Genomic DNA, 25,355 nt, shown 5'->3' with positions numbered 1-25,355 from the left:
TTACATTTCTCACAGATTGATTAAGACTATATGTTGTATCATTTTGTTAGTAGATTAACAAGATGTTGTTGGAGGTTTGGAAAATGATGAAACAAAGTGTGCGTGAAGAAGCATTGATGAAGATGTTTGAAACAATTGTCCATGGGAATGAGCAAGATTTAATGCAAGAAAATGCAAATGTTGATGGACGGTCTCCTATGGGGATGATGGGAACATTCGCATCTGAGAGCGCAAAATATTATGCAATAGAACAATTACTTTCTGAACAAGTAAAAAAAGCAATCAGTCAAAATATATTATACCCACATGATTTAGATTTTTATGCGACAGGTACGACAACGTGTTCGCAAATTCCTTTAGCACAAATGCTTGAGAAAGGATTTCATACGGGGCATGGGCATATGAGACAACCTCAGGATATTAAGAGTGCATTGGCACTTTCTTCGATTATTTTTCAAGCGAATCAAAATATGCAGCACGGCGGGCAATCATTTGCGTTATTTGACATGGATTTAGCACCGTATGTGAGAAAAACATTTGAGAGAAATAAGAAGAAATTAGAGACGTATCCGTTAACAAAAGAACAAGTAGAAGATTTTGCTTGGAAAGAAACAGAGAATGATACGTATCAAGCTTGTGAAGCATTTATTCATAATTCCAATAGCATGCATAGTAGAGGTGGTGGGCAAGTTCCGTTTATTTCCATTAACTACGGAACGGATACATCAAAAGAAGGACGCATGTTAATTAGACAATTATTACGAGCAACGCAAGCAGGGTTAGGAAAAGGAGAGACACCTATTTTTCCAATTCAAATTTTTAAGCTGAAAAAAGGTATCAACTTTGAAGAAAGTGATCCGAACTATGATTTATTTGAATTGGCATTGGAAACGACAGCTGAGCGACTGTTCCCGAATTTCTCATTTTTAGATGCACCATTTAATGCAGTGCACTATGATGGGCGTCCAGAGAGTGAAGTATGTTATATGGGGTGTCGTACGCGTGTTATGTCTAATATTCATGGGGAAGAGACTGCTATTGGAAGAGGGAATTTATCGTTTACTTCTATTAATTTAGTGAAATTAGCATTGATTAGCGGTTCAAAAGAAGCGTTTTTTGAAGCTTTACATTATTATGTGGATCTAGGTATTCGTCAACTACTAGAAAGATTTGCTTACCAATGTACGAAAAAAGCAAGAGATTTTCACTTTTTATATTCACAAGGAGTATGGCGGGGGGGAGAAAATTTACACCCGGAAGATTCTGTTGCTGAAATTTTAAAACAAGGAACGTTAAGTATTGGTTTTATCGGGCTTGCAGAATGTTTAGTTGCTTTAACAGGTAAGCATCACGGGGAAGATAAAGAATCGTGGAATCTTGGGAATGAAATTGTGGCCTTTATGAGAGAGAAGATGGATCAAGCTACGGAAGAACATCAGTTGAACTTCTCTTTAATTGCAACTCCTGCGGAAGGATTATCAGGCAAGTTTGTTAAAAGAGATCGAGATGAATTTGGAATCATTAGTGGTGTGACAAATCATCATTATTATACAAATTCATTCCACATACCAGTTTATTACTCCATTCAAGCGATTGATAAAATTCGTTTAGAAGGTCCATTTCACGCATTGTGTAATGGTGGGCATATTACGTATATTGAATTAGATGGAGCGGCAGTTCATAATCCAAAAGCATTGAAGCAAATTGTACAAGCTATGGCGCAATATGGGGTGGGATATGGATCAATTAATCATCCAGTCGATCGTTGTAAGTGCTGTGGTTACCATGGAGTCATCAAAAATGAATGTCCAAGTTGTGGAAACGAGGATGAGAATGAAATAGAAAGAATTCGTCGTATAACAGGATATCTTGTAGGAGATATGTCGAAATGGAATAGTGCAAAACGTAGTGAAGAAGCAGAGCGGGTGAAACATAAATGAGAGTGATGAATATTATTCATGATAGTGTAGTAGATGGAGAAGGGTTGCGGACAGTCGTATTTTTTGCGGGCTGTCCGCATCGTTGTTTAGGGTGTCATAATCCACAGTCTTGGAATATGTGTAATGGTTCTGAAATGAACACAGAAGAAATTGTAAAAGAGATTGCCAAAAATCCGCTTACTGATGTAACATTTTCAGGTGGAGATCCATTCTTTCAGGCTGCTGAAGTGAAGATAGTAGCAAAAGCGGTGAAGGCTTTGAAAAAAAATTTATGGATTTACACAGGTTATACATTAGAAGAGATACAGAGTTCTCAAAATAATGATATGATAGAGTTGTTACATTATGGGGATGTTCTGGTCGATGGAAGGTTTGAACTTGAAAAAAGAGACTTGACACTTCCATTTCGCGGAAGCTCCAATCAACGTATAATTCGATTGAAAGAGTAAAAAGGCGGGATAGGTCAGATGAACAAAACAGTATTACTAGTTGAAGACGAAAGAAGATTACGCGAGATTGTTAGTGATTATTTTCGCAATGAAGGCTTTGAAGTGATAGAGGCTGAAGATGGAAAACAAGCATTAGAATTATTTGCTGAACATACAATTGATTTAATCATGTTAGATATTATGCTTCCGGAGATAGACGGTTGGTCTGTTTGTCGTCGCATTCGAAAAGAATCAGAAGTACCCATTATTATGCTTACAGCACGTTCGGATGAAGATGATACACTATTAGGCTTTGAACTTGGTGCAGATGAATATGTAACAAAACCTTTTAGCCCGAAAGTATTAGTAGCTAGAGCGAAAACTTTATTAAAGCGTGCGGATGGAGCAGTGGGAGTTGTAGAAGAAAATACACTTTCTATGGCAGGAATCGATGTGAATCGTCTTTCACGTACAGTATCCGTAAATGGAGAAGAAATTATATTAACGCATAAAGAATTTGAACTTCTTGTGTATTTAATGGAGAATAAAGGAATTGTATTATCACGACAACATTTATTAGACCAACTCTGGGGATATGATTACTATGGTGACGATCGTACGGTAGATACACATATAAAAAAATTGCGTAACAAGTTAGGGGATAAAGCAAAGCATATTGGGACTGTCATTCGAGTAGGCTATAAGTTTGAGGAATAATTCTTAAATATTATGTAATATAAAAAACATTCTTTTTTGTTTGGGAGAGAGGATCTGGCGATGGATAGAAGCGGTCAGATTCTTTTTTAGCTTCACGCCGAGTAAAACAAAAGGGGGAGAATGGTTGGAGATTTTTTGGGAGGATTTTCTTTTGCCCTTCGTAATAGCAACGTATATGATGAAAATATAATACATTTTCATCTTCTTTTGCAGGTGGGAATGTACAAATTATAAATTTTTGTCTACAATGTTGCATGAGAGTATTTTTTAATTGAATTTCACGATGAATTCACAAGAAATACACAACATGTAACTATACTGAAAATACGAATTCAGCGGAGAGGGGATATCAGTTATGGGATATTATGACGGACCAAATATGAATGAAGAGCATAGTGAAACGAGAGAGGTAAAAAAATCAGGTAGTAAAAAAGGGTACTTTTTTACAGGACTAGTTGGAGCGGTTATCGGAGCTGTTACCATTAGTTTTGTAGCACCATATATGCCATGGACAAATGGAACGGTTTTAACTTCTAATTCAAAAGTAGAGGGAACTGTGGTTCCTGTTGTCAATAAAGTAAAGGGTGAAACAGATTTACCTGGTATGATTGAAGGAGCAAAAGAAGTAGTTGTAGGTGTTATCAATATGCAACAGAACATCGACCCATTTGCGATGGAGCAAGTAGGTGAAGAGCAAACAGCTGGTACAGGGTCGGGTGTAATTTATAAAAAGGTTGGCAATAAAGCTCTTATCGTAACGAATAATCACGTAGTAGATGGAGCAAATAAACTTGCAGTAAAACTAAGTGATGGGAAAACAGTGGATGCAAAATTAGTTGGGAAAGACCCATGGCTAGATTTAGCGGTTGTAGAGATTGATGGTTCTAATGTTAATAAAGTAGCTACCCTTGGTGATTCTAGTAAAATTCGCGCGGGTGAATCAGCAATTGCAATCGGGAACCCATTAGGTTTTGATGGTAGTGTGACGGAAGGAATTATTAGTAGTAAAGAACGTGAAATTCCAGTTGATATTAATGGTGACAAACAGGCAGATTGGCAAGCACAAGTCATTCAAACAGATGCAGCGATTAATCCTGGGAACAGCGGTGGCGCCTTATTTAATCAAAATGGTGAAGTAATCGGTATTAATTCTAGTAAAATTGCGCAGCAAGAAGTAGAAGGAATCGGGTTTGCTATTCCAATCAATGTGGCAAAACCAGTTATGGAATCTCTTGAAAAAGATGGAGCGGTAAAACGTCCAGCGCTAGGAGTAGGCGTTGCATCGCTTGAAGATTTACCACCATTTGCAGTAGGACAATTAAAATTACCAAAAGATGTTACAAAAGGTGTTATCTTAAGTAAAGTGTATTCTGTTTCACCAGCTGAAAAAGCTGGGCTTCAGCAGTATGACGTTGTTGTAGCGTTAGATGGTCAAACAGTAGAAAACTCACTTCAATTCCGTAAATATTTATATGAGAAGAAAAACGTTGGCGATAAAATTGAAGTAACATTCTATCGTAATGGCGAAAAAATGACGAAAACAGCTACTTTAGCAGATAACTCTTCTGCTAAGAATTAATAAAGAAAGTCTCTTTCATATTGAAAGGGACTTTCTTTATCGGCTATACTAAAGGAATAGGAGGGATTTACTATGACAATTGAAAACCCAACTCGTACGGAAATTGGTGAAGTATTGAAAAAAAGCAAAACAATTGCGGTTGTAGGATTATCTGACAAACCAGAACGTACATCATATATGGTTTCAAAAGCGATGCAGGATGCAGGGTATCGTATTATCCCAGTAAACCCGGTCGTAGATGAAGTACTGGGGGAAAAGGCAGTTTCGTCATTAAAAGATATTAAGGAGCATATTGATATCGTAAATGTATTCCGCCGTTCTGAATTTTTAATGGACGTTGCAAAAGAATTTGTAGAGGTTGATGCCGATGTTTTTTGGGCACAATTAGGAGTACAAGATGAAGATACATATACATTTTTAAAAGAAAAAGGCTATACAGTCATTATGGATCGCTGTATCAAAGTAGAACATGCGATGACGAGGTAGTTATAAAGATTGTAAGCGAAAGGTCGATTCAGCTTTAGTTCGCACTTAGAACTAAGCAGATGAACGAGGTGTTCATCATGAGATTTTTTAAAGGCTGTTTTTGGGGATTGCTACTTGCTATCCCATTTTGGATAATTGTCATTTGGTTAATTTCCAAATGGTGGAGTGTGTAATTTGGAATACATATCCATTTCTCGTTGACAAACGATTATTTTTCTGAAATAGTAGCCTAGAGGAATCCTTGTGAAAAAACAAGGATTTTTCTATTGAGAATGGTATATAAAAGACATAACATAACTTGCCAAAAGTATGGTTAAGGCGTTATTCTATAATAGAAACATATGTTCTGATTTGATTAGGAAAGGGGCAAGGAGTTTGGCAAAGCATCAGTTTCAATATAATGAAGATGCCATTCAAGTGCTTGAAGGTCTTGAAGCCGTTCGAAAACGCCCGGGTATGTATATCGGGAGCACGGACAGCCGTGGATTGCATCATTTAGTATACGAAATAGTAGATAACTCCGTTGATGAAGCGTTAGCGGGATTTGGCGACGAAATTTCTGTCGTAATACATAAAGATAATAGTATTAGTGTAGTTGATAAAGGGCGCGGGATGCCTACAGGAATGCATAAACTTGGAAAGCCTACACCTGAAGTAATTTTAACTGTACTTCATGCAGGTGGTAAGTTTGGACAAGGAGGCTATAAAACAAGTGGTGGTTTACACGGTGTGGGTGCATCAGTTGTAAATGCTTTATCAGAATGGCTCGTTGTAACGATTAAACGTGATGGAAATGTATATGAACAACGTTTTGAAAATGGTGGTGTGCCTGTAACAACACTAGAGAAAATCGGAAAAACGAAACAATCTGGAACAACAATGCATTTTAAACCAGATCCATCTATTTTCAGTACAACAAATTATAATTATGAAACGTTATGTGAGAGATTGCGTGAATCTGCCTTTCTGTTAAAAGGTATGAAAATTACTATAAAAGATGAACGAAATGATTTAGAAGATGTTTTCCATTATGAAACAGGAATTGAAGCATTCGTTGCTTATTTAAATGAAGAAAAGGACTCTATCCATCCAGTTGTATACTTTGCTGGTGAACAAAATGGAATTGAAGCAGAACTTGCATTTCAATTTAACGATGGCTATTCAGAAAACATTCTTTCGTTCGTAAACAATGTACGTACGAAAGACGGTGGGACACATGAAGCTGGATTTAAAACAGCAATGACACGTGTTTTTAATGAATATGCTCGTAAAGTTTCAATGTTAAAAGAGAAAGATAAAAATTTAGAAGGTACAGATATTCGCGAAGGGTTAGCGGCAATTGTTTCTGTACGTGTACCGGAGGATTTACTACAATTTGAAGGTCAAACAAAAGGGAAGCTTGGAACAAGTGAAGCTCGTTCATCCATAGATGCGATTGTCTCCGAACACTTAGCATACTTTTTAGAAGAAAATCCAGATGTAGCAACACTACTTGTGAAAAAAGCAATTAAAGCAGCGCAAGCACGTGAAGCAGCGCGTAAAGCTAGAGAAGAAGCACGTACTGGTAAGAAGAAAAAACGTTCGGAAGGGACATTGAGCGGGAAGTTAACACCTGCGCAATCACGAAATCCACAGAAGAACGAACTCTATTTAGTGGAGGGTGATTCTGCTGGTGGTTCTGCAAAGCAAGGACGTGACCGCCGTTTCCAAGCCGTACTACCGCTGCGAGGTAAAGTAATTAACACGGAAAAAGCAAAGCTTGCTGATATTTTCAAGAATGAAGAGATTAATACCATTATTTATGCAATCGGCGGTGGTGTTGGAAACGAATTTTCTGTTGAGGATATTAACTATGATAAGGTTGTAATTATGACCGATGCTGATACAGATGGCGCACATATTCAAGTATTATTACTTACATTCTTCTACCGTTATATGAAGCCGTTAATTGAAGCGGGTAAAGTATTCATTGCCCTTCCACCTTTATATAAAGTAAGTAAAGGAAAAGGGAAAAGCGAAGTAATTGAATATGCATGGTCAGATGAAGAATTAGATGGCGTAACGAAAAAGGTCGGTAAAGGATATATGTTGCAGCGCTATAAAGGTCTGGGCGAAATGAACGCTGATCAGTTATGGGAAACAACAATGAATCCAGAGACACGTACGCTAATTCGTGTGAAAATAGATGATGCAGCCAGAGCGGAACGACGTGTTACAACATTAATGGGTGATAAAGTAGAACCTCGTCGTAAGTGGATTGAGCGCAATGTACAATTTGGTATGCAAGAAGAAGGCAATATTTTAGAAAATGAAATGATTATGGAGACGGAGGTGGAATAACATGCAAGCAGAGAAGTTTCATGACCTCCCGCTTGAAGACGTGTTAGGTGATCGCTTTGCACGTTATAGTAAATATATTATTCAAGATCGCGCGCTTCCAGATGCGCGTGATGGTTTAAAACCAGTACAACGTCGTATTTTATATTCCATGTATGTAGAAGGAAACGTACATGATAAGGCGTTTCGTAAATCAGCTAAAACAGTTGGTAACGTTATTGGTAACTACCATCCACATGGAGATTCCTCTGTATATGAGGCGATGGTACGTTTAAGTCAAGATTGGAAAGTACGTAACGTATTAGTTGAAATGCACGGAAATAACGGTAGTGTTGATGGTGACCCAGCGGCAGCGATGCGTTATACAGAAGCTCGTTTATCACCAATTGCATCTGAATTATTACGTGATATTGATAAAGAAACAGTCGAGTTTGTAGCAAACTTTGATGATACAAGTGAAGAACCTGTTGTACTGCCAGCGATGTTCCCGAATTTATTAGTAAATGGTTCGACAGGAATTTCAGCTGGTTATGCAACTGAGATTCCACCACATCATCTTGGTGAAGTAATCGATGCAACAATGATGCGTATTGATAAGCCTAATAGTACGGTAGATGACTTATTAACGGTTATTAAAGGGCCCGATTTCCCAACAGGTGGTATTATTCAAGGGCTTGATGGAATTAAAAAAGCGTATGAAACAGGAAAAGGAAAAATCATCATTCGCGGAAAAGCAGAAGTTGAAACGATTCGTGGTGGCAAGCAGCAAATTGTCATTACAGAAATTCCATATGAAGTAAACAAGGCGAATTTAGTAAAGAAAATGGACGAATTACGTTTAGATAAAAAACTAGATGGGATTGCTGAAGTCCGTGATGAGACAGATCGAACTGGTCTTCGTATTGTTGTGGAGCTAAAAAAGGAAGCAAATGCAGAAGGTATTTTAAACTATTTATATAAAAATACCGATTTGCAAGTACCATATAACTTTAATATGGTGGCTATTAATAATCGTCGCCCGACGCTTATGACGTTACCCAAAATTTTAGATGCATACATTGGGCATCAAAAAGAGGTTGTTACACGTCGTTCAGAATATGAACTGAGAAAAGCAGAAAACCGCCAGCATATTGTGGAAGGTTTAATGAAAGCATTATCGATTTTAGATCAAGTAATTGAAACCATTCGAGCGTCTAAAGATAAGCGTAATGCGAAAGATAATTTAAGTGCAAAATTCGGATTTACAGAAGCACAGGCAGAAGCAATTGTATCCTTGCAACTGTATCGTTTAACAAATACTGATATTACAGCACTAGAAAAAGAAGCGGAAGAACTAGAGAAGAAAATTACAGAATTACAAGCGATTTTACAAAGTGAGAAGAGGCTTCTTCAAGTCATTAAAGCAGACTTAAAGAGAGTAAAGAAAACGTATAGCGATAATCGCCGTGCTGTGATCGAAGAGGAAATTGAAGAGATTAAAATTGATGTGGAAGTTATGATTCCCCAAGAAGATGTCATCGTTACTGTAACGAAAGAAGGGTATGTAAAGCGTACCGGTTGGCGCTCGCATAATGCATCGAACGGAAAAGACTTCGGTATGAAAGAGGGCGACATCTTACTCGAACGTTTCGATACAAACACAACAGAAACAGTTCTTTTATTCACGAATAAAGGAAATTATATTTATCTTCCAGTATACGAAATGCCAGATATTCGTTGGAAAGATTTAGGTCAACACGTTGCGAATATCGTTTCACTTGATCGAGATGAGGAATTAATTTGGGCGACTGTTGTACCAAATTTTGAGGAAGAAAAGCGATTTATCGTATTTGTAACGCGAAATGGTATGATTAAGAAAACAGAGTTGAACCAGTATAAAGTGCAGCGTTATTCAAGGGCTTTTGTTGCTGTAAACTTGAAAAAAGATGATGAAGTTGTAGACATATTTGTAACAGATGGAACAAGTGATATTGTTCTTGCAACACACGGTGCATATGCACTTATTTTTGGTGAAGAAGAAGTAAGTCCAGTTGGTATAAGAGCAGCTGGTGTAAAAGCGATTAATTTAAAGGAAGATGACTATGTTGCTTCCGGTAAACCGCTAAATGGTGAAAAAGATCAATTGATTCTTGTAACGCAGCGCGGCGCAGTTAAGCGATTAAAAGCTTCTGAAATTGAGAAATCAACAAGAGCGAAGCGTGGTCTTGTTATCTTTAAAGAGTTAAAACGTAATCCGTACCGTATTGTTGGTATTGAAATTGTTCGGGATGATGAACTTGTTTATATGAAAACAGAAAAACAGATTGTCGAAGAAATAGATCCAAAAATGTTCCGTAATAAAGATCGCTATAGTAATGGTAGTTTAGTACTAGATGTTACGGATACAGGCGAAGTGGTGGAGACGTGGACGAAGAAACGGACAGAGTGAATAAACGATAGTAAAAATTTCAATTAAATATACTCATTTTATTAATGAAAACCATGTTCTATATTATATAGAGCATGGTTTTTTTGAAATATTGGAAGCTTTAAGTTTATTACTATTCCAATGGATATTAAGCTTTATCCCCCACCTCAAAACTTTAGAAAGTGCGAAGAAGTTTAGGTGGGAGATAAACAGCTCATAAAAGCCCGATTGGTGAGGGCTAACAATCAGTGGGGGATGGAGAAAACCCCCACTGATTGAAGTTTCACTTTATTTTTCAAGTAATAAAGATTAAATGAAATTGTAAAACACGCCATTTTTTATGTTATTAATGAAATCTTCGCTGTACAAGATAAATTGAAATTTTAATCAATGAGGATCTTACTGTCCACAAATAGCAAGATCTGTACATAAATTTTCTCAATATAGAATTACATAAATTCTCGAATTAAATATTTAAAAATTCAAACTATTAATTTACAATAACTTAAGAACTATAGAACAGTAACAAATGTATGAACTATATTCTGTAATAAAGGAGTCCGTAAATGAAAAAAGTATATTCCTTTTTAATGACTGTATCTGTATGTATATTTATATCTGCTTGTTCTAATCAAACGAATTCTGAAAAAGAGGTAGAATCTGATACGAAAAAAGCTCCAATAGCTGAAACGAATGTAAAAGCTAAGCCTTATACAGAGCCATTAACACAAGTAGGACAAGAAGCCAAGCATCCACTTGGAACAGTGGTTCTAAAGCAATTAAGTGAGCCAAATACAATGATAGAAGCAGGGCCTCTTCATATTCAAGTAGAGAGAATTAAGGTAATTCAGAGTACAGAAGTAAGTGAAATTGGGAGATACAACTTAAAAGAACGAGGACTAAGTACAGAGCAAATGAATGCAATACAATTTACAACTACTTTAGAAAATACTTCAGATCAAGTACTTAATTTGGAACAAGGGCCTTTTAAAACACTTGTTTTAAGTAATGGTGAACAAGTAGATGTATATAAAATGAATGCGGATCCAAAAAATCGAAGCTTAAATGCCAAGGAAAAAATGAAGCTTACACTTATCTGTTTCTTATCTCAAGCTCCAAATGAAATTACATCCGTAAAAGTAGTTACTGATATGGTACGAGATCAACAAACAAAAAATGAGGTAAGTGCAGTAACTACTACTGAGATTACTATGTAAAAAAGAAAACAGCCTGACGAGGCTGTTTTCTTGTGTTTTCTAATTAAAAAGCGCAGTATCCAACAACTGGTTTGGATGAACCAGTTTTAATGAAATAATTAGGAGCAAAGTCTTGGCTCAAGCACCACCATAGCCATTATCATCTACTTTTAAGCAATGGTGAACAAGTAGATGTATACAAAATGAGCGCGGATCCCCAAAAATCGAAACTTAATGTAAATGTGAAAGTGAAGCTTACACTTATTTGCTTCTCATCTCAAGCACCAAATTAAAGGTAATGACTGATGTGGTACGAAATCAATAAACTAAAAGTGAGATGAGACCATTAACCACTAGGGGGATTACTATGTAACAAGAAAACAGCCCGAGGAGGCTGTTTTCTTGTTTTTCCAATTAAAAAGCGCAGTATCCAACAACTGGTTTAGAAGAACCAGTTTTAATGAAATAGTCAGGAGCAAAGCCTTGATCTAACTCACCACCATAGCCATTATCATCTACAAAATCCCAAACCTTACTTCCCATATAAGATTCGCCATTCACATAGCAATATAACCAAAGTTTAGTGCCATCTGGAATGTTTGATTCAGTCCGTAGGCCATTTATTGTCGGAGTCGTGCGAAGATCTAGCCCAGAACCCGTTTTTTGTACCGGATAAAAAGCAGCTTCCGTTACCGATTGACTTGCGAATAAAACTGAACCTGCTACTGCTACTGAAGCGATTGATAATGCAACTTTTTTAAACATACGTGTTACCTCCTAATAAATTATATTTTATTGCAAATGGGGAATCCCCCCTCATACTTAACAAATAAAAAATTAAACTGTATTCAATATTGGTAAGCATGAGGGAGAGCCCCCTTTACTCCTCTATAAATTAATAGAATGTATAGTTAAAAATAAAAAAATACGCTAATATTTATTTCTTTATCAATACTCTAGTTATAAGTTTGAAAAATAGTATTTTTGGTAAAATATAAATCCTTATTTGTTGTTTTCAAACCATGTTTGAAACGTTTGTAAGGACTGTTCGCCTAATATACGATTCATTTCTTTCCCGTCTTTGTAAGAAATAATTGTAGGTGTTCCTTTTATTTGAAACATATCCCAACCTTGTTTATATTCTTCTAGATTCAAAACTTGCATATCAATATTCATATTTTTTGCCATAGGAACTACAATTGGTGAAATCCTTTCGCAATGCGGACAGGTCGTTTTGTAGAAATAAACTATTTTTGTTTTTTGACTTGATAGATCTTGTTGCAATTGTTCGGGAGTAATTTGGTTTTTATAATAATCTACCTCCTCAGTATTTGTGGTTTTTTCACTTTTTGTCCCTTTATTGGTTAGAATAAAAATAAGTGTAAATATTGATAAAATAGTAATAATGAAAAAAAGCATTTTTTTCATATACTGTTTCTCTCCTTGCTTATTTTAATAAGAATAAAGCAACAAATAATAATAAAAAGAAAGGCTATTAGAGCGAGAAATGGGATTGTAATAAATCCGAACCAATCTAAATAATCCCCTGTGCAAGGTATTCTCCCACATGATGTTCCGTTTTCAGATAAAAATGGGATTTTTTGAAGGGAATAGTGATAGGCAGCTATACATGCGCCAATGATAGCGAGAACCAAACTATAAACTCCAATTCTATAATCTTTGCGTATAACAGCTGTTCCTAGTAAAAGAACAAGTGGATACATGAGAATACGTTGATACCAGCATAATGAACAGGGCTCATACTTCATTATTTCAGAAAGATACAAACTCCCAAGTGTTGCAATAAAAGAAACAGACCAGCTACTAAACAATATGTATTCTAGTTTTTTTTCTATATTGTTCATGACTTCAACCTTTCTTTTTTAAAGATGGAAATAATGTAATAAAGTCCTCTAAGAAAGTAGAATATAAAAAATAAATTTTAAAAATGATTAGCTCAAGAGTTATTATAAATTATGTTTTTGTTTTGTATATTGAGAAAATTTGGATTTTATAAAATCTTATAGAAGAATAAAGTAAATAAGATGAGATAAATTGAAAGTATGCATATCCTTTTTTAGGAGCTGCCTACGCTCATCCAGTAAATATTTTAAAGTGCCCTCAAAACGAAAAATTTTTCTTTACAGCTATTTATCAGAATTCAGCTTGTTTTGTTATTTAGGTAAGTGAATAGATTTATTAGTTTGATGGTAATGATGTTGCTCCTTAAAAAGTCGAAAAAGATGTGAATATCCACATCTTTTACAATTCTATTTATCTTCTATATTTTGTCCTGCTATTCGCGGGTAGTATAAGACTCTCATCTCAAAATTTGGAAAGAGCAAAGGGGGAGGTGAGGGTTAATAAGCAGTGGGCATGGAGCAATTCCTGCTGCTTAAAGTTTTACGTTATTTTTACTAATCTAAGAATGAGCAAATAGTTATGTAAATAAAATAAAAATTGCTATAATAATTATGAAATCGTTCTCATAAGTGGAGGAATTAATATGAAAAAAATAGGTGTAGGGATTGTCGGATTTGGATTTTCAAGTACAACATTTCACATCCCTTTATTACAAACGATAGACGAATTTGATATTCGCGCGATTGTATCTTCAAAAGAAGAGGTAGTGAAAGAAGCATTACCGACTGTACAAGTGGTTCGCACGATTGGAGAATTAGTAAAACGAGATGATATAGACCTTATTGTTATTACATCACCAAATACAACACATTTTCCATTTGTAAAAGAAGCGATTATACATGGAAAACATGTCGTTGTCGAAAAGCCATTTGTTGTTTCAGTTGAAGAAGGCGAAGAGCTAATTAGATTGGCAAAAGAGAATAATGTAGTGGTTAGTGTGTATCATAATCGCCGTTTTGATAATGACTTCTTAACGATAAAGAAATTAGTTGAGGAAAAACAAATTGGAAATGTGTATACATATGAAGCGCATTTTGATCGCTTCCGTCCTTATGTACGCGATCGTTGGCGTGAAAAAAACTTACCAGGATCAGGGATTTTATATGATTTAGGATCGCATTTAATTGACCAAGTATTACATTTATTTGGAAAACCAGATACGGTTAGTGCGGATATCGTAAAGCAACGACCTGGGGCCGAGACAGATGATTATTTCCATATTGTACTTCATTATGGGGTTAAGCGTGTTATTTTACATAGTAGCAGTTATGTGAAACATGCAGGACCACACTTTAGTGTTCATGGGGATAAAGGTTCGATTGTGAAATATGGTATGGATTCACAAGAGGAGCAATTAAAGCTTGGTATGAAGCCAGGTAGTGTAGGATATGGGGAAGATAGTGAAAGTAATTTTGCTGTTTTAGAAACAGAAGAAGAAGTGAAATGTATTCCAACAGAAGTGGGATGCTATGAAATGTATTATAAAGGAATTCGAGATAGCATTGTAAGTGGAGCGCCAGTTCCTGTAACAGCGGAAGAAGGTTTACAAGTTATTCGTGTTATTCAAGCTGCTATTGAAAGTAGTGAAGCAGGTAGGGTTATTTCATTATAAATGAAAAAGACACGATTTCGTGTCTTTTTTTGATGAGTTTCGGGATTGAAATATATGATGGGTTTGTTTAGATAGAAACATTTTTTAATATTTGTTAAAAAAATTTTTAATTGCTTCTAGCTGTATATTATGACTACAGTGCTCACAAGTGTATTTTCCATTTCTATTTTCTTTAAAGAGTTTGTATATTTTGGTTCCTTCATATGCTTTAAATATTTGTTTACAGCTCATACAAACCAATTCATAGAACAGTTTATCTTGTGACATGTAACATTCCCCTTTGATCTTAATAGCCCAATTCAAACTTTCTTTTTCATTTTTGTGAGTCGTATTGTCGGGATTAGAAAGTCCATAAAAAAATAACGCAACAATATCTTTTATATGTTTTTTACGATTTCCTTCTAAGAACTGTGCCCCATAATCTTCACCTAACTTACTAAACATTTGAATGTATAATAGCACCATTTCTTTTGAAAGGTTTGGATTAATTTCATTTTTATCCCGCATTAACGGGCAGTAATACTCCCACCTCAAAATTCGGCGAAGGCAAAGTCTAGCTCTAGCGGCTAGANNCGTAAAAGCCCGATTGGTTCTACTAATAATCAGTGGGGGATGAAGAAAACCCCCACTGATTAAAGTTTCACTTTATGCTGTGCGTTTTCTAATATCTCGAAAAACCAAGGAAGGGCTGTCTCGCGCTGATAACGATATAGAAATTCATGGAGTTCTGGATCTTTTTGAGTTGCTTGCAATAGCATTTCAGGATGAAATAAACTGCCACTTTCCATCTTCCGTAGTATCATTTTATGCATCATATCGTGAAATGGCATGTTTTCAGCTGCTATTTTTTGATAGTATTGGAATTCAGTTGTCGCAAATTCTTGAATAAGTTCTCTAAAAAGGGCATCTTTACTCCCAAAATGGTTATAAATTGTCACCTGAGATACTTTAGCCTCTTTTGCAATATCCTCTATTTTTACTTCGTTAAATCCACGTTCTAAAAATAATAACAACGCGGCATCTTTAATGGCTCGTTATGTAGATAAAGGAGCAATGGCTTACTTGTTGGCAACACCGGTATCGAGAGTGAAAATTGCAATCACACAAGGAGTAATTCTTATTCTGGGGTTACTAATCATTATAATTGCGACGTATGGGGCAGGTGCATTAGGAGTAGAGTGGCTCTTGGAAGAAAACAATTTAAATCAAGAAGTATTCTTCAAAATGAATTTAGTTGGGGGACTGTTGTTTCTCGTAGTAAGTGGCTATTCATTTTTATTCACTTGTATATGTAACGATGAAGGAAAGGCTCTTAGTCTTTCTGCTAGTGTGACAATTTTATTTACTAGATATGGTAGGGAAATTAAGCGATAAGCTAGAATGGATGAGAAATATATCATTATTTACGTTGTTTCGGCCAAAAGAAATTGTGGCAGGGACATATAACATATGGCCGGTGAGTATTGGATTAATTTGCGGTGCGATTTGTATCTTTACAGTAGCGATTGTATTGTTTAAGAAAAGAGATTTACCGCTATAGATAAATAGAGTAGAAAAGATAGTTAGTTTCTAAAGAAATTAACTATCTTTTTTATTTATAGAAAATTTAAAAAAAGATGAACCTTTTCCCTTACAAATCCGTCTAATAAGTGTAGAGTTTTATTGAGAGAAATAAAACAGGAGGATAAACAGTGAAAGTAATACCGTTATATAAAACGATAGTGAAGGAAGAGAACGATGTTTCTTTAGCTAAAAAAGGCGATCATGAGGCATTTGTCTCTTTAATACATACACATAAAATTCAACTTTATCGTATAGCGAAGGCTATGCTATATGATGAAAATGACGTAGAAGATGCGATACAAACAACCATTTTAAAAGCTTATGAAAATATAAAAAAGCTTAAAAAAGAAGAGTTTTTCCAAACATGGTGCATTCGAATTTTAATTAATCAGTGTAATGAGGTGATAAGATCACGAAAAAAGGTAATCGCAATAGAAGGAAATAATGATTACATGATCGCATTTGATTCCTATGAAGATATAGACCTTCATAATGCGATTCAATCTTTAAATGAAGAATTAAAAGCTGTAACAGTACTTTACTATTATGAAGATATGAATCAAGAAAATATTGCAGCGTTATTAGAAATACCAAAGGGAACAGTTAAATCAAGGTTGTCACGGGCGAGAGAACAATTGCAAAAGAAATTACAAATGGAATAGGGGGGTGTATGCGTTGGATAAGGATGAATTGTTTGATGAAAAGTTAAAAAAGAGAATGGAACGAGAGAAGACTATGTTACCAGAGCATGTGAATCGGAAAATAAATGATACATTACATAATCTTCCGGTTAAAAAGAAATCTTATAGGATTCAAGTTATGGTCGTGAGTGTGGCAATAACGGTATTATCGATTGTTTCTATGTTTGAATTTTCTTTACAAAGTTTTGCACAAAAAGGTGGCGTATTTGAATATGTAACGAAAAAGGCATTTTCAGATTATGAAAATGAGGAAGAAACAGAACTCAACGTGAAGTATCCCGAAAAAGAGAAAATTCATCAAAAAATGCTTGATTCAATTGATTATTTTAAAAATGTTACAGGGCAATTTGAAGAGTACGCTAGCTCAACTCGTCTCATCACTACTTATAAGTATGCAATTGATGCAAAGAATCAAAGAGGAATTTCTTCTAAAGAGAATCTTCAGTCGAAAAAAATGACAGTTTTATATAATAAAGGGAAAAGGCAAGAATTTAATGATGCAGATTATACATATAAAGAAGTGAGTTGGGATCCAGAACCTAAAAGTAAAGAGTTACTAAAATTAACGCCTACTGAAAGAGCGTTTAACAAAATGGGCGAAAAAAAACGGTATGATGATGAATACGTTGGATTCGTTAAATATAGTATTCAATCAGAGTTTGCGGATTTGTTAATCAGATATAAAGATTGGGATTTTACAGAAATAAAGTATCTTGGATTAGATTGTTACAAAATAGAGGGCGTTATAAACATAGAGATGCCTTTAAGTACTTCCGAAGACTTACGAGGGAAATTTGAAATGGTTGTAGAAAAAAATTCGGGGATTATGTTAAACTTTCTTAGTTTTCATAATGGAATGATCCAGTATTCTATTACTACGGAAAAGATACAAGTAAACAAAGGAATTGATGAAAACGTATTTCAAAAAGATGTTTCTTCATATAAAAAATTGAAAAACGTTTTGAATAAATAATGATTTTGCTAGTTTTTAATTTGGATGGAAAAATATATATCGGAGGAAATAATATGGAGAAAAGCTCGCTTTCACGTAAAAAAAAGAGTAAGAAGAAATATAGAAAAAGGACAGTAGTAGGAATAATAGTAGGAATCTTGTTAGCTAGTGGAGTTGGATATGGTGCGTATTTATACAATAAAGCTTCAAATGCGGTGCAAAAAGCTTCGCTCAGCCTAGCACGTGGAGAGAAATCTGATTTACGTGAGGAGACCGTAAAGCCAATAACAAATAATGTTTCTCTATTAATTATGGGCATTGATGAAAATGAGAAGCGTCAAAAAGAATATAAGGGTGCATTTCATACGGATGCATTATTATTAGCTACTTTTAATAAAGATGAGAAGACAGTCAAGTTAACCAGTATACCGCGTGATACGTATACATATATTCCAATTGAAAAGAAAAAAGATAAAATAACACATGCATATGGAAAAGGTTTTGTGAAAAATGGAAAGGATGGCGGACCACAAGCTGCTGTTGAAGCCGTAGAAAAATTATTGCATGTACCAGTTGATTATTTTGTGAAATTCAATTTTAATTCCTTTATAAAAATTGTTGATGATTTAGGTGGTATTGAAATAGATGTTCCAATTGAGTTTTCTGAGCAAAATAGTAAAGATGAACATGATGCTATCCATCTGAAAAAAGGAATGCAAAAATTAACAGGAGAAGAAGCACTGGCTCTCGCACGAACACGCCACATTGATAGTGATGCTATGAGAGGACAGCGTCAGCAACTTGTCATTGAGGCAATTTTAGCAAAGTTAAAAAGTGTAGGATCTGTTACGAAAATAGGAAAGATGATTGATGCTGTAGATGGTGATTTAAAGACAAACTTAGCCTTAGATAATATGCTGTCGTTTTATAAATATGGATTAGATGCTTCAATTGAGAAAATTCAATTAGCTGGAGATGATTTATATTTGCCGAATGGACCGAACGGCGAACGTGTATATTATTATAATCCAGATACAAAGAGTTTAAGAGAACTTAGTGATACACTTCGAACCCATCTTGGGTTAAGTGAACAACAGGCTAAAAAAGAAAGTGAAGAGAGTTAAGGGATATAGAAAACACAATATAAATATTTTTAGTGAAGCAGATCATTGTAAGTATCTGCTTTTTTTATTTTGTTAAGAAAGGTATTTTTAAAATTATACATTATTTATTAACAATAATTAACAAGGGTTTTCTATAAAATCGAAATAAATAGAAGAAAGGGCTTCTTCATATGGCAATAAAGAGAAAACGTCATATCGATCTAATGGAATTTTTATGAATATTACTGCAATAAAATAATTTTTATAAAATTTTTAATAATAATACTTTACAAAAAAATAAAAACGAGTAGAATGATAGTTAACAAGAATCTTTTGATAAGAATATAAAGAAAAACAGAATTATCAGAAATTTCTTAATCTAGAAACGTACAGGTAATTAGGGAGGGTACAAAAATGAAAAAGAAAAAGATGAAAAAATTAACAGCAGTCGTAGCACCAGTTTTAGCAATGAGTATGGCATTAACTGCATGTTCTACAGGTGGAGACAAAAAAACAAGTACGAATTCAAGTGGAGATAGCAAATCAGGTGAGAAATTAGCAGCAAAACAAGTATTGAATCGTACAGAAACAAACGAAATTCCAACGATGGATGTTTCGAAAAATACAGATACTCTTGGATCACAAATTTTAGGGAATACGATGGAGGGTCTATATCGTCTTGATAAAGATAATAAGCCAATCCCAGCAGCAGCTGAATCTAGCACAACAAGTGAAGATGGCAAAAAATATACATTTAAACTTCGTAAAGATGCAAAATGGTCAAACGGTGATCCAGTAACAGCGAAAGATTTCGTATATGCATGGCAACGTTTACTAGATCCAAATACAGCGGCTGAATACTCGTTCATTGCATACTACATTAAAAATGCAGAAGCGATTAATAAAGGAAAAGCGGAAGTATCTACACTAGGTGCAAAAGCAATAGATGATTATACACTTGAAGTAGAGCTAGAAACAGCAACTCCATACTTCTTGAACTTAACAGCATTCCCATCGTATTATCCACTAAATGAAAAATTTGTGAAAGAAAAAGGGGATAAATTCGGTTTAGAATCTGATACGGTAGTTTATAACGGACCATTTGTTTTAACAGATTGGAAGCATGAAGAAGGTTGGAAGCTGAAGAAAAATGATAGTTATTGGGATAAAAAGAGTGTGAAGTTAGACGAAATCAACTATAGCGTTGTAAAAGATATGTCAACTCGTGTAAATCTATATGATAGTGGTGAAATTGACTTTACGCTATTAAGTGGTGAGTTTGTTGATAAATATCGAAATAACAAAGAAGAGTTTGGAACATATTCAGAACCAAGTACGTTCTACTTACGTTTAAACCAAAAACGTGGTGGTCAAGATACACCATTAAAGAGCAAAAAATTGCGTGAAGCAATTGCGTTATCAATTAACAAAAAGGATTTAGCAAATGTTATCTTAAATGACGGTTCTAAACCTGCGGATTATTTAGTACCGAAAGGATTAGCAAAGAGCCCTGACGGAAAAGATTTCCAAGAAGAGTTTGATAATGGTTTAAAACATGATACGAAAAAAGCAGCAGCAGCATGGGATGAAGCGAAAAAAGAACTTGGTAAAGATCAAGTGACATTAGAGTTCTTAAACTATGATACAAGTAATGCGAAAAAAGTTGGGGAATATGTAAAAGACCAAATTGAGAAAAACTTAAAAGGTGTAACAGTAAATATTAAAATGCAGCCATTCAAACAAAAACTGAAATTAGAATCTGATCAAGATTACGATTTCTCATATGGCGGCTGGAGCCCAGACTATGCAGATCCAATGACATATTTAGATATGTTTGAATCTACGAACTCTCAAAACCAAATGAGTTACTCAAATCCAAAATATGATGAAATCATCAAACACGGTAAGACAGATTTAATGGCGGATGCGAAGAAACGTTGGACAGAGTTAGGAAAGGCTGAAAAACTATTACTGGAAGAAGATGTAGCGCTTGTACCATTACATCAAAATGCTAGATCATATGTAATGAAACCAAACGTAAAAGGTGTTGTAAAACATAACATCAGTCCAGAATATAGCTTCAAGTGGGCTTATGTAACTGAGAAAAAATAGTAAGTAATAAAGGTAAAAAAGCATTTCTAAAAGTAGTATAACTACTTTTGGAGGTGCTTTTTTTCTATGCAGTGAATCTTTTTTGAATTCTATTTAATAGAAGCGATGTTTGGTAGTGTACCCTATATATAAAGTGAAACTTTAATCAGTGGGGGGTTCTTCATCCCCCACTGATTATCAGCCCGCACCAATTGGACTTTTACGGGCAGTTCATCTCTCGCCTAACTTCTTTAGCCGCTAGAGCTGGACATTGTTTTTGCTGAATTTTGAGGTGGGAGTGTTACTGTCCGTTAATGCGGGGTAATTTAATATATTGTTATTATAGTAGAAAATACTTTTAAGATTTTAAAAAAATAACTTTACAAAAGATAAAAAATAGTAGAATATTTAATCAATTAGAATTTTCTGATAAAAAATATTGGAAATCTATCGAGAATATCATCGTGTATATAATTTAGGGAGGGTACAGAAGTGAAAAAGAAAAAGTTAAAGAAGTTAACAGCGGTTGTGGCGCCGGTTTTAGCAATGAGTATGGCATTATCGGCGTGCTCCGGATCAGGTGGGGATAAAAAGACGGGGACAACGTCTAATAGTGGGGAAGATAAGAAGTCTGATATTAAATATGCAGCAAAACAAGTATTAAATCGTACAGAGAATCAGGAAATTCCAACGATGGATACTTCGAAATCAACAGATACACTTGGAGCGCAAATTTTAGGGAATACAATGGAAGGCCTATATCGCCTTGATAAAGATAATAAACCAATCCCAGCTGTGGCGGAGTCTAGCACGAAAAGCGAGGATGGTAAAAAATATACATTTAAGCTTCGTAAAGATGCAAAATGGTCAAATGGTGATCCAGTAACAGCGCACGATTTTGTGTTCGCTTGGAAGCGCTTACTAGATAAAGAAACAGCTGCTGAATATGCGTTTATTGCTTACTATATTAAAAATGCAGAAGCAATTAATAAAGGGGAAGCAGACGCATCGACATTAGGTGCAAAAGCAGTCGATGATTATACACTTGAAGTAGAATTAGAAAAACCTGTTCCATACTTCTTAAACTTAATGGCATTTGCATCCTACTATCCGTTGAATGAAAAGTTTGTAAAAGAAAAAGGAGATAAATTCGGTTTAGAGGCGGATACAGTTTTATATAATGGACCATTCGTCATGTCTGAATGGAAGCATGAGCAAGGTTGGAAGTTAAAGAAAAATGATAAATATTGGGATAAACAGACTGTGAAATTAGAAGAGATTAATTATAGTGTTGTAAAAGAAGTAGCTACAAAAGTAAATTTATATGAGACGAATGCAATTGACTTTACACTATTATCAGGAGAATTTGTTGATAAATATAAATCTAATAAAGAAGAATATGGTGAGTATGCAGAGTCAAGTACGTTCTTCTTACGTTTAAATCAAAAACGTGGAGGCCAAGATACACCACTTAAGAGTAAAAAATTACGTGAAGCGATTGCGCTATCAATTGATAAAAAAGGTTTAGCAAATGTTATTTTAAACAACGGATCGAAACCAACAGACCAATTAGTACCAAAAGGACTAGCAAAAGGTCCAGATGGTAAAGATTTTACAGAGACATTTAAAAATGGTGTAAAACAAGATACAAAAAAAGCAGCGGCAGCATGGGAAGAAGCGAAAAAGGAACTTGGTAAAGACCAAGTATCAATTGAATTGTTAAGTTATGATGATGGAACAGCGAAAAAAATTGCAGACTATGTAAAAGACCAAATTGAGAAAAATTTAAAAGGTGTAACAATTAATACGAAAATTCAGCCGTTTAAACAAAAGTTAAAACTAGAGACAGCACAAGACTATGAAATTTCTTACGCAGGCTGGAGCCCAGACTATGCGGATCCAATGACATTTATCGATATGTTTGAAACGAAGAGTCCTTACAATCAAATGGGTTATTCTAATCCAAAATATGATGAAATGGTCAAAAAAGCAGGGAATGAATTAATGTCCGATCCGAAAAAACGTTGGGAAGAGTTAGGAAAAGCGGAAAAATTATTGCTTGAAGAAGATGCAGCGATGGTACCATTATATCAAACAGGTAGAGCGTATGTAATGAAACCGAATGTAAAAGGAATTGTAAAACATAATATTAGCCCGGAGTATAGCTTTAAGTGGGCATATGTAGAGGAAAAGAGCGGAAAATAATCTGAAATGAGGAAAGCATCTTCAGAGGTGATCCATCTACTTCTGGAGATGCTTTTTCATAGAAAGAACATGATGAATTTGGAATTCTTAAAAATATATTATTTATATTACTGATGAAAGTTTCACTTTGTATAGAATTCGAAAAATAGAAAAGAATAAGCAGGTTCTAGTGCTCATATAGTAGAGGGGGAGAATCTTGTAATTGTACTCTAAACAAAGAGAATTATTATTATAGAAAAAATTTTCAGAATTTTAAAAAATAACCTTTACAAACTCGAAAAAAATAGTAGAATATTAATTAATAAGAATCTTCTGATAACTAGATGGATATCAGGATATCTCTCAAGAATAACACCGTACATATAATTTGGGGAGGGTACACAAATGAAAAAGATGAAGAAACTAACAGCAGTTGTAGCACCAGTTTTAGCAGTAAGTATGGCATTATCGGCATGCTCGGGATCAGGGGAAAAAGAAAAAGCAAATACAAAGCCAAAGGAAAGTGAAAAAGCAGGCGGGAAATTAGCTGCAAAGCAAGTGCTTAATTTGACAGATTCGAGTGAAATTCCTTCTATGGATTCTACGAAAGCGACAGATGCTGTATCATTTAATGTTATGAACAACGTAATGGAAGGTTTATATCGTCTTGATAAAGATAATAAAGCAACGCCTGGAGTTGCTGAATCATATAAAAAGAGTGATGATGGCAAAAAGTATACATTTAAATTAAATAAAAATGCGAAATGGTCAAATGGTGATCCAGTAACAGCAAAAGATTTTGTATTTTCATGGAAGCGTGCTATTGATAAAAATACAGCAGCTGAATATGCATATATCATGTTTGATTTAAAAAATGCAAAAGCTATTAATGAAGGAAAAGCAGAACTTGATACATTAGGGGTAAAAGCTGTTGATGATCATACATTAGAGGTAGAGTTAGAAAATCCAGTTCCTTATTTTGTAGAGTTAACATCATTTGGAACATTCTATCCTTTAAATGAAAAATTCATGAAAGAAAAAGGAGATAAATTTGGATTAGAAGCAGATACAACGTTGTATAATGGTCCATTTACTTTAAGTGAGTGGAAACATGAAGAAGGCTGGAAAATGAAGAAAAATGCGCAATATTGGGATAATAAAACAGTAAAATTAGAAGAGATTAACGTTAACGTAGTAAAAGATACTGGAACACGTATCAATCTATATGAAACTGGAGCAATTGACCGTACGGGATTAGTATCTGAATTCGTTGATAAATATAAGTCTAGCCCAGAATTCTATACACAAAAGACACCATCAACATTCTTCTTACGCTTAAATCAAAAGCGTGGCGGCCAAGATACAGTGCTGAAGAATAAAGACTTACGTAAAGCAATTGCAATGGCATATGATAAAAAAGGATTAGCAAACGTTATTTTAAATGATGGTTCCGTTCCAGCAGGTTACTTAGTGCCAGCAGAGTTTGCGAAGAGTCCGGATGGAAAAGATTTCCGTAAAGAAAACGGAGAGGGTATAAAAACAGATGCAAAGAAAGCGAAAGAACATTGGGAAAAAGCAAAGAAAGAACTTGGTAAAGATGCTGTAACGGTAGAATTATTAAACTATGATAGTGAAAATGCGAAGAAAGTTGGAGAATTCTTAAAAGCACAACTAGAGCAAAATTTACCAGGCTTAACAGTAAACTTGAAGAACCAACCGTTTAAACAAAAATTAGATTTAGAAACAAAACAAGATTATGATCTATCTTATGCTGGATGGGGACCTGACTACTTAGATCCAATGACATTTATTGATATGTTCGTGACAAATGGTTCACATAACCAAACAGGATATTCAAATCCAGAATATGATAAACTTGTTGAACAAGGAAAAGGTGAATTATTATCAAAACCAAAAGAGCGTTGGGAAGCTTTATTGAAAGCTGAAAAGATTTTACTTGATGATGTAGCTATTGCACCTTTATATCAACGCGGTGATTCAATCGTTCAAAAACCAAAAGTGAAAGGTATTGCTAAACATCCAGTTGGCGGAGATTATAGCTATAAGTGGGCGTATATTACAGAAGATAAGTAAAAAGAAAAAGGGACGCGATGAGGCGTCCCTTTTTGTATGCAC

General features: G+C 34.8%; 19 protein-coding genes and 3 pseudogenes. 16 read left to right on the top strand and 6 right to left on the bottom strand.

Features of this window, described 5'->3' with window-relative positions:
- Positions 1-83: 83 nt before the first annotated feature.
- From CN373_RS09805 to CN373_RS09765, 8 genes are all read left to right on the top strand, one after another.
- Positions 84-1,940 carry an anaerobic ribonucleoside triphosphate reductase gene (locus CN373_RS09805; protein WP_098359196.1) on the top strand — a complete coding sequence of 619 codons (1,857 nt, stop codon included), beginning with the start codon at positions 84-86 and terminating at the stop codon, positions 1,938-1,940.
- A complete protein-coding gene (nrdG, locus tag CN373_RS09800; RefSeq protein ID WP_098359195.1) occupies positions 1,937-2,389 on the top strand; it encodes an anaerobic ribonucleoside-triphosphate reductase activating protein in 453 nt (150 codons plus the stop codon). Before CN373_RS09805 ends, nrdG begins: the two co-directional genes overlap by 4 nt.
- Positions 2,390-2,407: 18 nt before the next feature.
- Entirely contained in the window at positions 2,408-3,085 is a 678-nt protein-coding gene (locus tag CN373_RS09795; protein ID WP_001044689.1) for a response regulator transcription factor, read from the top strand.
- 355 nt (positions 3,086-3,440) lie between these two features.
- Positions 3,441-4,664: a S1C family serine protease gene (locus CN373_RS09790; RefSeq protein ID WP_098359194.1), complete on the top strand. Its 1,224-nt coding sequence runs from the start codon at positions 3,441-3,443 to the stop codon at positions 4,662-4,664.
- Positions 4,665-4,736: 72 nt separating this feature from the next.
- Positions 4,737-5,150, top strand: coding sequence for a CoA-binding protein (locus tag CN373_RS09785; RefSeq protein WP_000151396.1), 414 nt, complete (start codon positions 4,737-4,739; stop codon positions 5,148-5,150).
- A gap of 375 nt (positions 5,151-5,525) precedes the next feature.
- Positions 5,526-7,490, top strand: a complete 1,965-nt coding sequence (parE, locus tag CN373_RS09775; RefSeq protein WP_001062212.1) for a DNA topoisomerase IV subunit B — start codon at positions 5,526-5,528, stop codon at positions 7,488-7,490.
- Position 7,491: 1 nt separating this feature from the next.
- The gene (parC, locus tag CN373_RS09770) at positions 7,492-9,915 is read left to right on the top strand and encodes a DNA topoisomerase IV subunit A (RefSeq protein WP_098359192.1); all 2,424 of its coding nucleotides are present in this window, start codon (positions 7,492-7,494) and stop codon (positions 9,913-9,915) included.
- Between the two features lie 545 nt (positions 9,916-10,460).
- Complete coding sequence (locus CN373_RS09765; protein WP_098359191.1) at positions 10,461-11,111, top strand: hypothetical protein; 651 nt, start codon at positions 10,461-10,463, stop codon at positions 11,109-11,111.
- A 393-nt stretch (positions 11,112-11,504) separates the two neighbouring features.
- On the opposite strand, the gene CN373_RS09760 is transcribed toward CN373_RS09765, so the two are convergent.
- From CN373_RS09760 to CN373_RS09750, 3 genes are all read right to left on the bottom strand, one after another.
- Positions 11,505-11,855 (bottom strand): hypothetical protein, encoded by a 351-nt coding sequence (locus CN373_RS09760; protein ID WP_000475221.1) that lies wholly within the window; start codon positions 11,853-11,855, stop codon positions 11,505-11,507.
- 237 nt (positions 11,856-12,092) lie between these two features.
- Positions 12,093-12,518 (bottom strand): thioredoxin family protein, encoded by a 426-nt coding sequence (locus CN373_RS09755; protein ID WP_098359190.1) that lies wholly within the window; start codon positions 12,516-12,518, stop codon positions 12,093-12,095.
- On the bottom strand, positions 12,515-12,955 hold the full coding sequence (locus CN373_RS09750) for a disulfide oxidoreductase (protein ID WP_098359189.1): 441 nt from the start codon (positions 12,953-12,955) through the stop codon (positions 12,515-12,517). The genes CN373_RS09755 and CN373_RS09750 overlap by 4 nt, the downstream gene beginning before the upstream one ends.
- 641 nt (positions 12,956-13,596) lie before the next feature.
- Here CN373_RS09750 and CN373_RS09745 point away from each other — a divergent pair.
- Positions 13,597-14,625 (top strand): oxidoreductase, encoded by a 1,029-nt coding sequence (locus CN373_RS09745; RefSeq protein ID WP_098359188.1) that lies wholly within the window; start codon positions 13,597-13,599, stop codon positions 14,623-14,625.
- An 84-nt stretch (positions 14,626-14,709) separates the two neighbouring features.
- On the opposite strand, the gene CN373_RS09740 is transcribed toward CN373_RS09745, so the two are convergent.
- From CN373_RS09740 to CN373_RS09730, 3 genes and pseudogenes are all read right to left on the bottom strand, one after another.
- On the bottom strand, positions 14,710-14,892 hold the full coding sequence (locus tag CN373_RS09740; RefSeq protein WP_098359228.1) for a hypothetical protein: 183 nt from the start codon (positions 14,890-14,892) through the stop codon (positions 14,710-14,712).
- 63 nt (positions 14,893-14,955) lie between these two features.
- Positions 14,956-15,123: pseudogene (locus CN373_RS09735) on the bottom strand (TetR/AcrR family transcriptional regulator); the annotation flags it as partial.
- Between the two features lie 149 nt (positions 15,124-15,272).
- A pseudogene (locus tag CN373_RS09730) lies at positions 15,273-15,653 on the bottom strand (TetR/AcrR family transcriptional regulator); the annotation flags it as partial.
- Here CN373_RS09730 and CN373_RS09725 point away from each other — a divergent pair.
- The 7 genes and pseudogenes from CN373_RS09725 to CN373_RS09695 form a co-directional block, all read left to right on the top strand.
- Positions 15,640-16,165 (top strand): annotated as a pseudogene (locus tag CN373_RS09725) (ABC transporter permease subunit); the annotation flags it as partial. The pseudogenes CN373_RS09730 and CN373_RS09725 overlap by 14 nt on opposite strands.
- A 151-nt stretch (positions 16,166-16,316) precedes the next feature.
- The gene (locus CN373_RS09720) at positions 16,317-16,850 is read left to right on the top strand and encodes a sigma-70 family RNA polymerase sigma factor (RefSeq protein ID WP_000864760.1); all 534 of its coding nucleotides are present in this window, start codon (positions 16,317-16,319) and stop codon (positions 16,848-16,850) included.
- A 13-nt stretch (positions 16,851-16,863) separates the two neighbouring features.
- Positions 16,864-17,862 (top strand): anti-sigma factor, encoded by a 999-nt coding sequence (locus tag CN373_RS09715; protein WP_098359186.1) that lies wholly within the window; start codon positions 16,864-16,866, stop codon positions 17,860-17,862.
- A 53-nt stretch (positions 17,863-17,915) separates the two neighbouring features.
- A complete protein-coding gene (locus CN373_RS09710; RefSeq protein ID WP_098359185.1) occupies positions 17,916-18,965 on the top strand; it encodes an LCP family protein in 1,050 nt (349 codons plus the stop codon).
- 393 nt (positions 18,966-19,358) lie between these two features.
- The gene (locus CN373_RS09705; protein WP_000727506.1) at positions 19,359-21,056 is read left to right on the top strand and encodes a peptide ABC transporter substrate-binding protein; all 1,698 of its coding nucleotides are present in this window, start codon (positions 19,359-19,361) and stop codon (positions 21,054-21,056) included.
- A 471-nt stretch (positions 21,057-21,527) separates the two neighbouring features.
- Positions 21,528-23,240, top strand: coding sequence for a peptide ABC transporter substrate-binding protein (locus CN373_RS09700; RefSeq protein WP_000727495.1), 1,713 nt, complete (start codon positions 21,528-21,530; stop codon positions 23,238-23,240).
- 384 nt (positions 23,241-23,624) lie between these two features.
- Positions 23,625-25,313, top strand: coding sequence for a peptide ABC transporter substrate-binding protein (locus CN373_RS09695; protein ID WP_000738325.1), 1,689 nt, complete (start codon positions 23,625-23,627; stop codon positions 25,311-25,313).
- Positions 25,314-25,355 lie beyond the last annotated feature (42 nt).

Source organism: Bacillus cereus (assembly GCF_002561295.1).
GTDB classification, from domain to species: domain Bacteria; phylum Bacillota; class Bacilli; order Bacillales; family Bacillaceae_G; genus Bacillus_A; species Bacillus_A cereus_S.
This window is presented reverse-complemented; position numbering and strand designations above follow the sequence as displayed.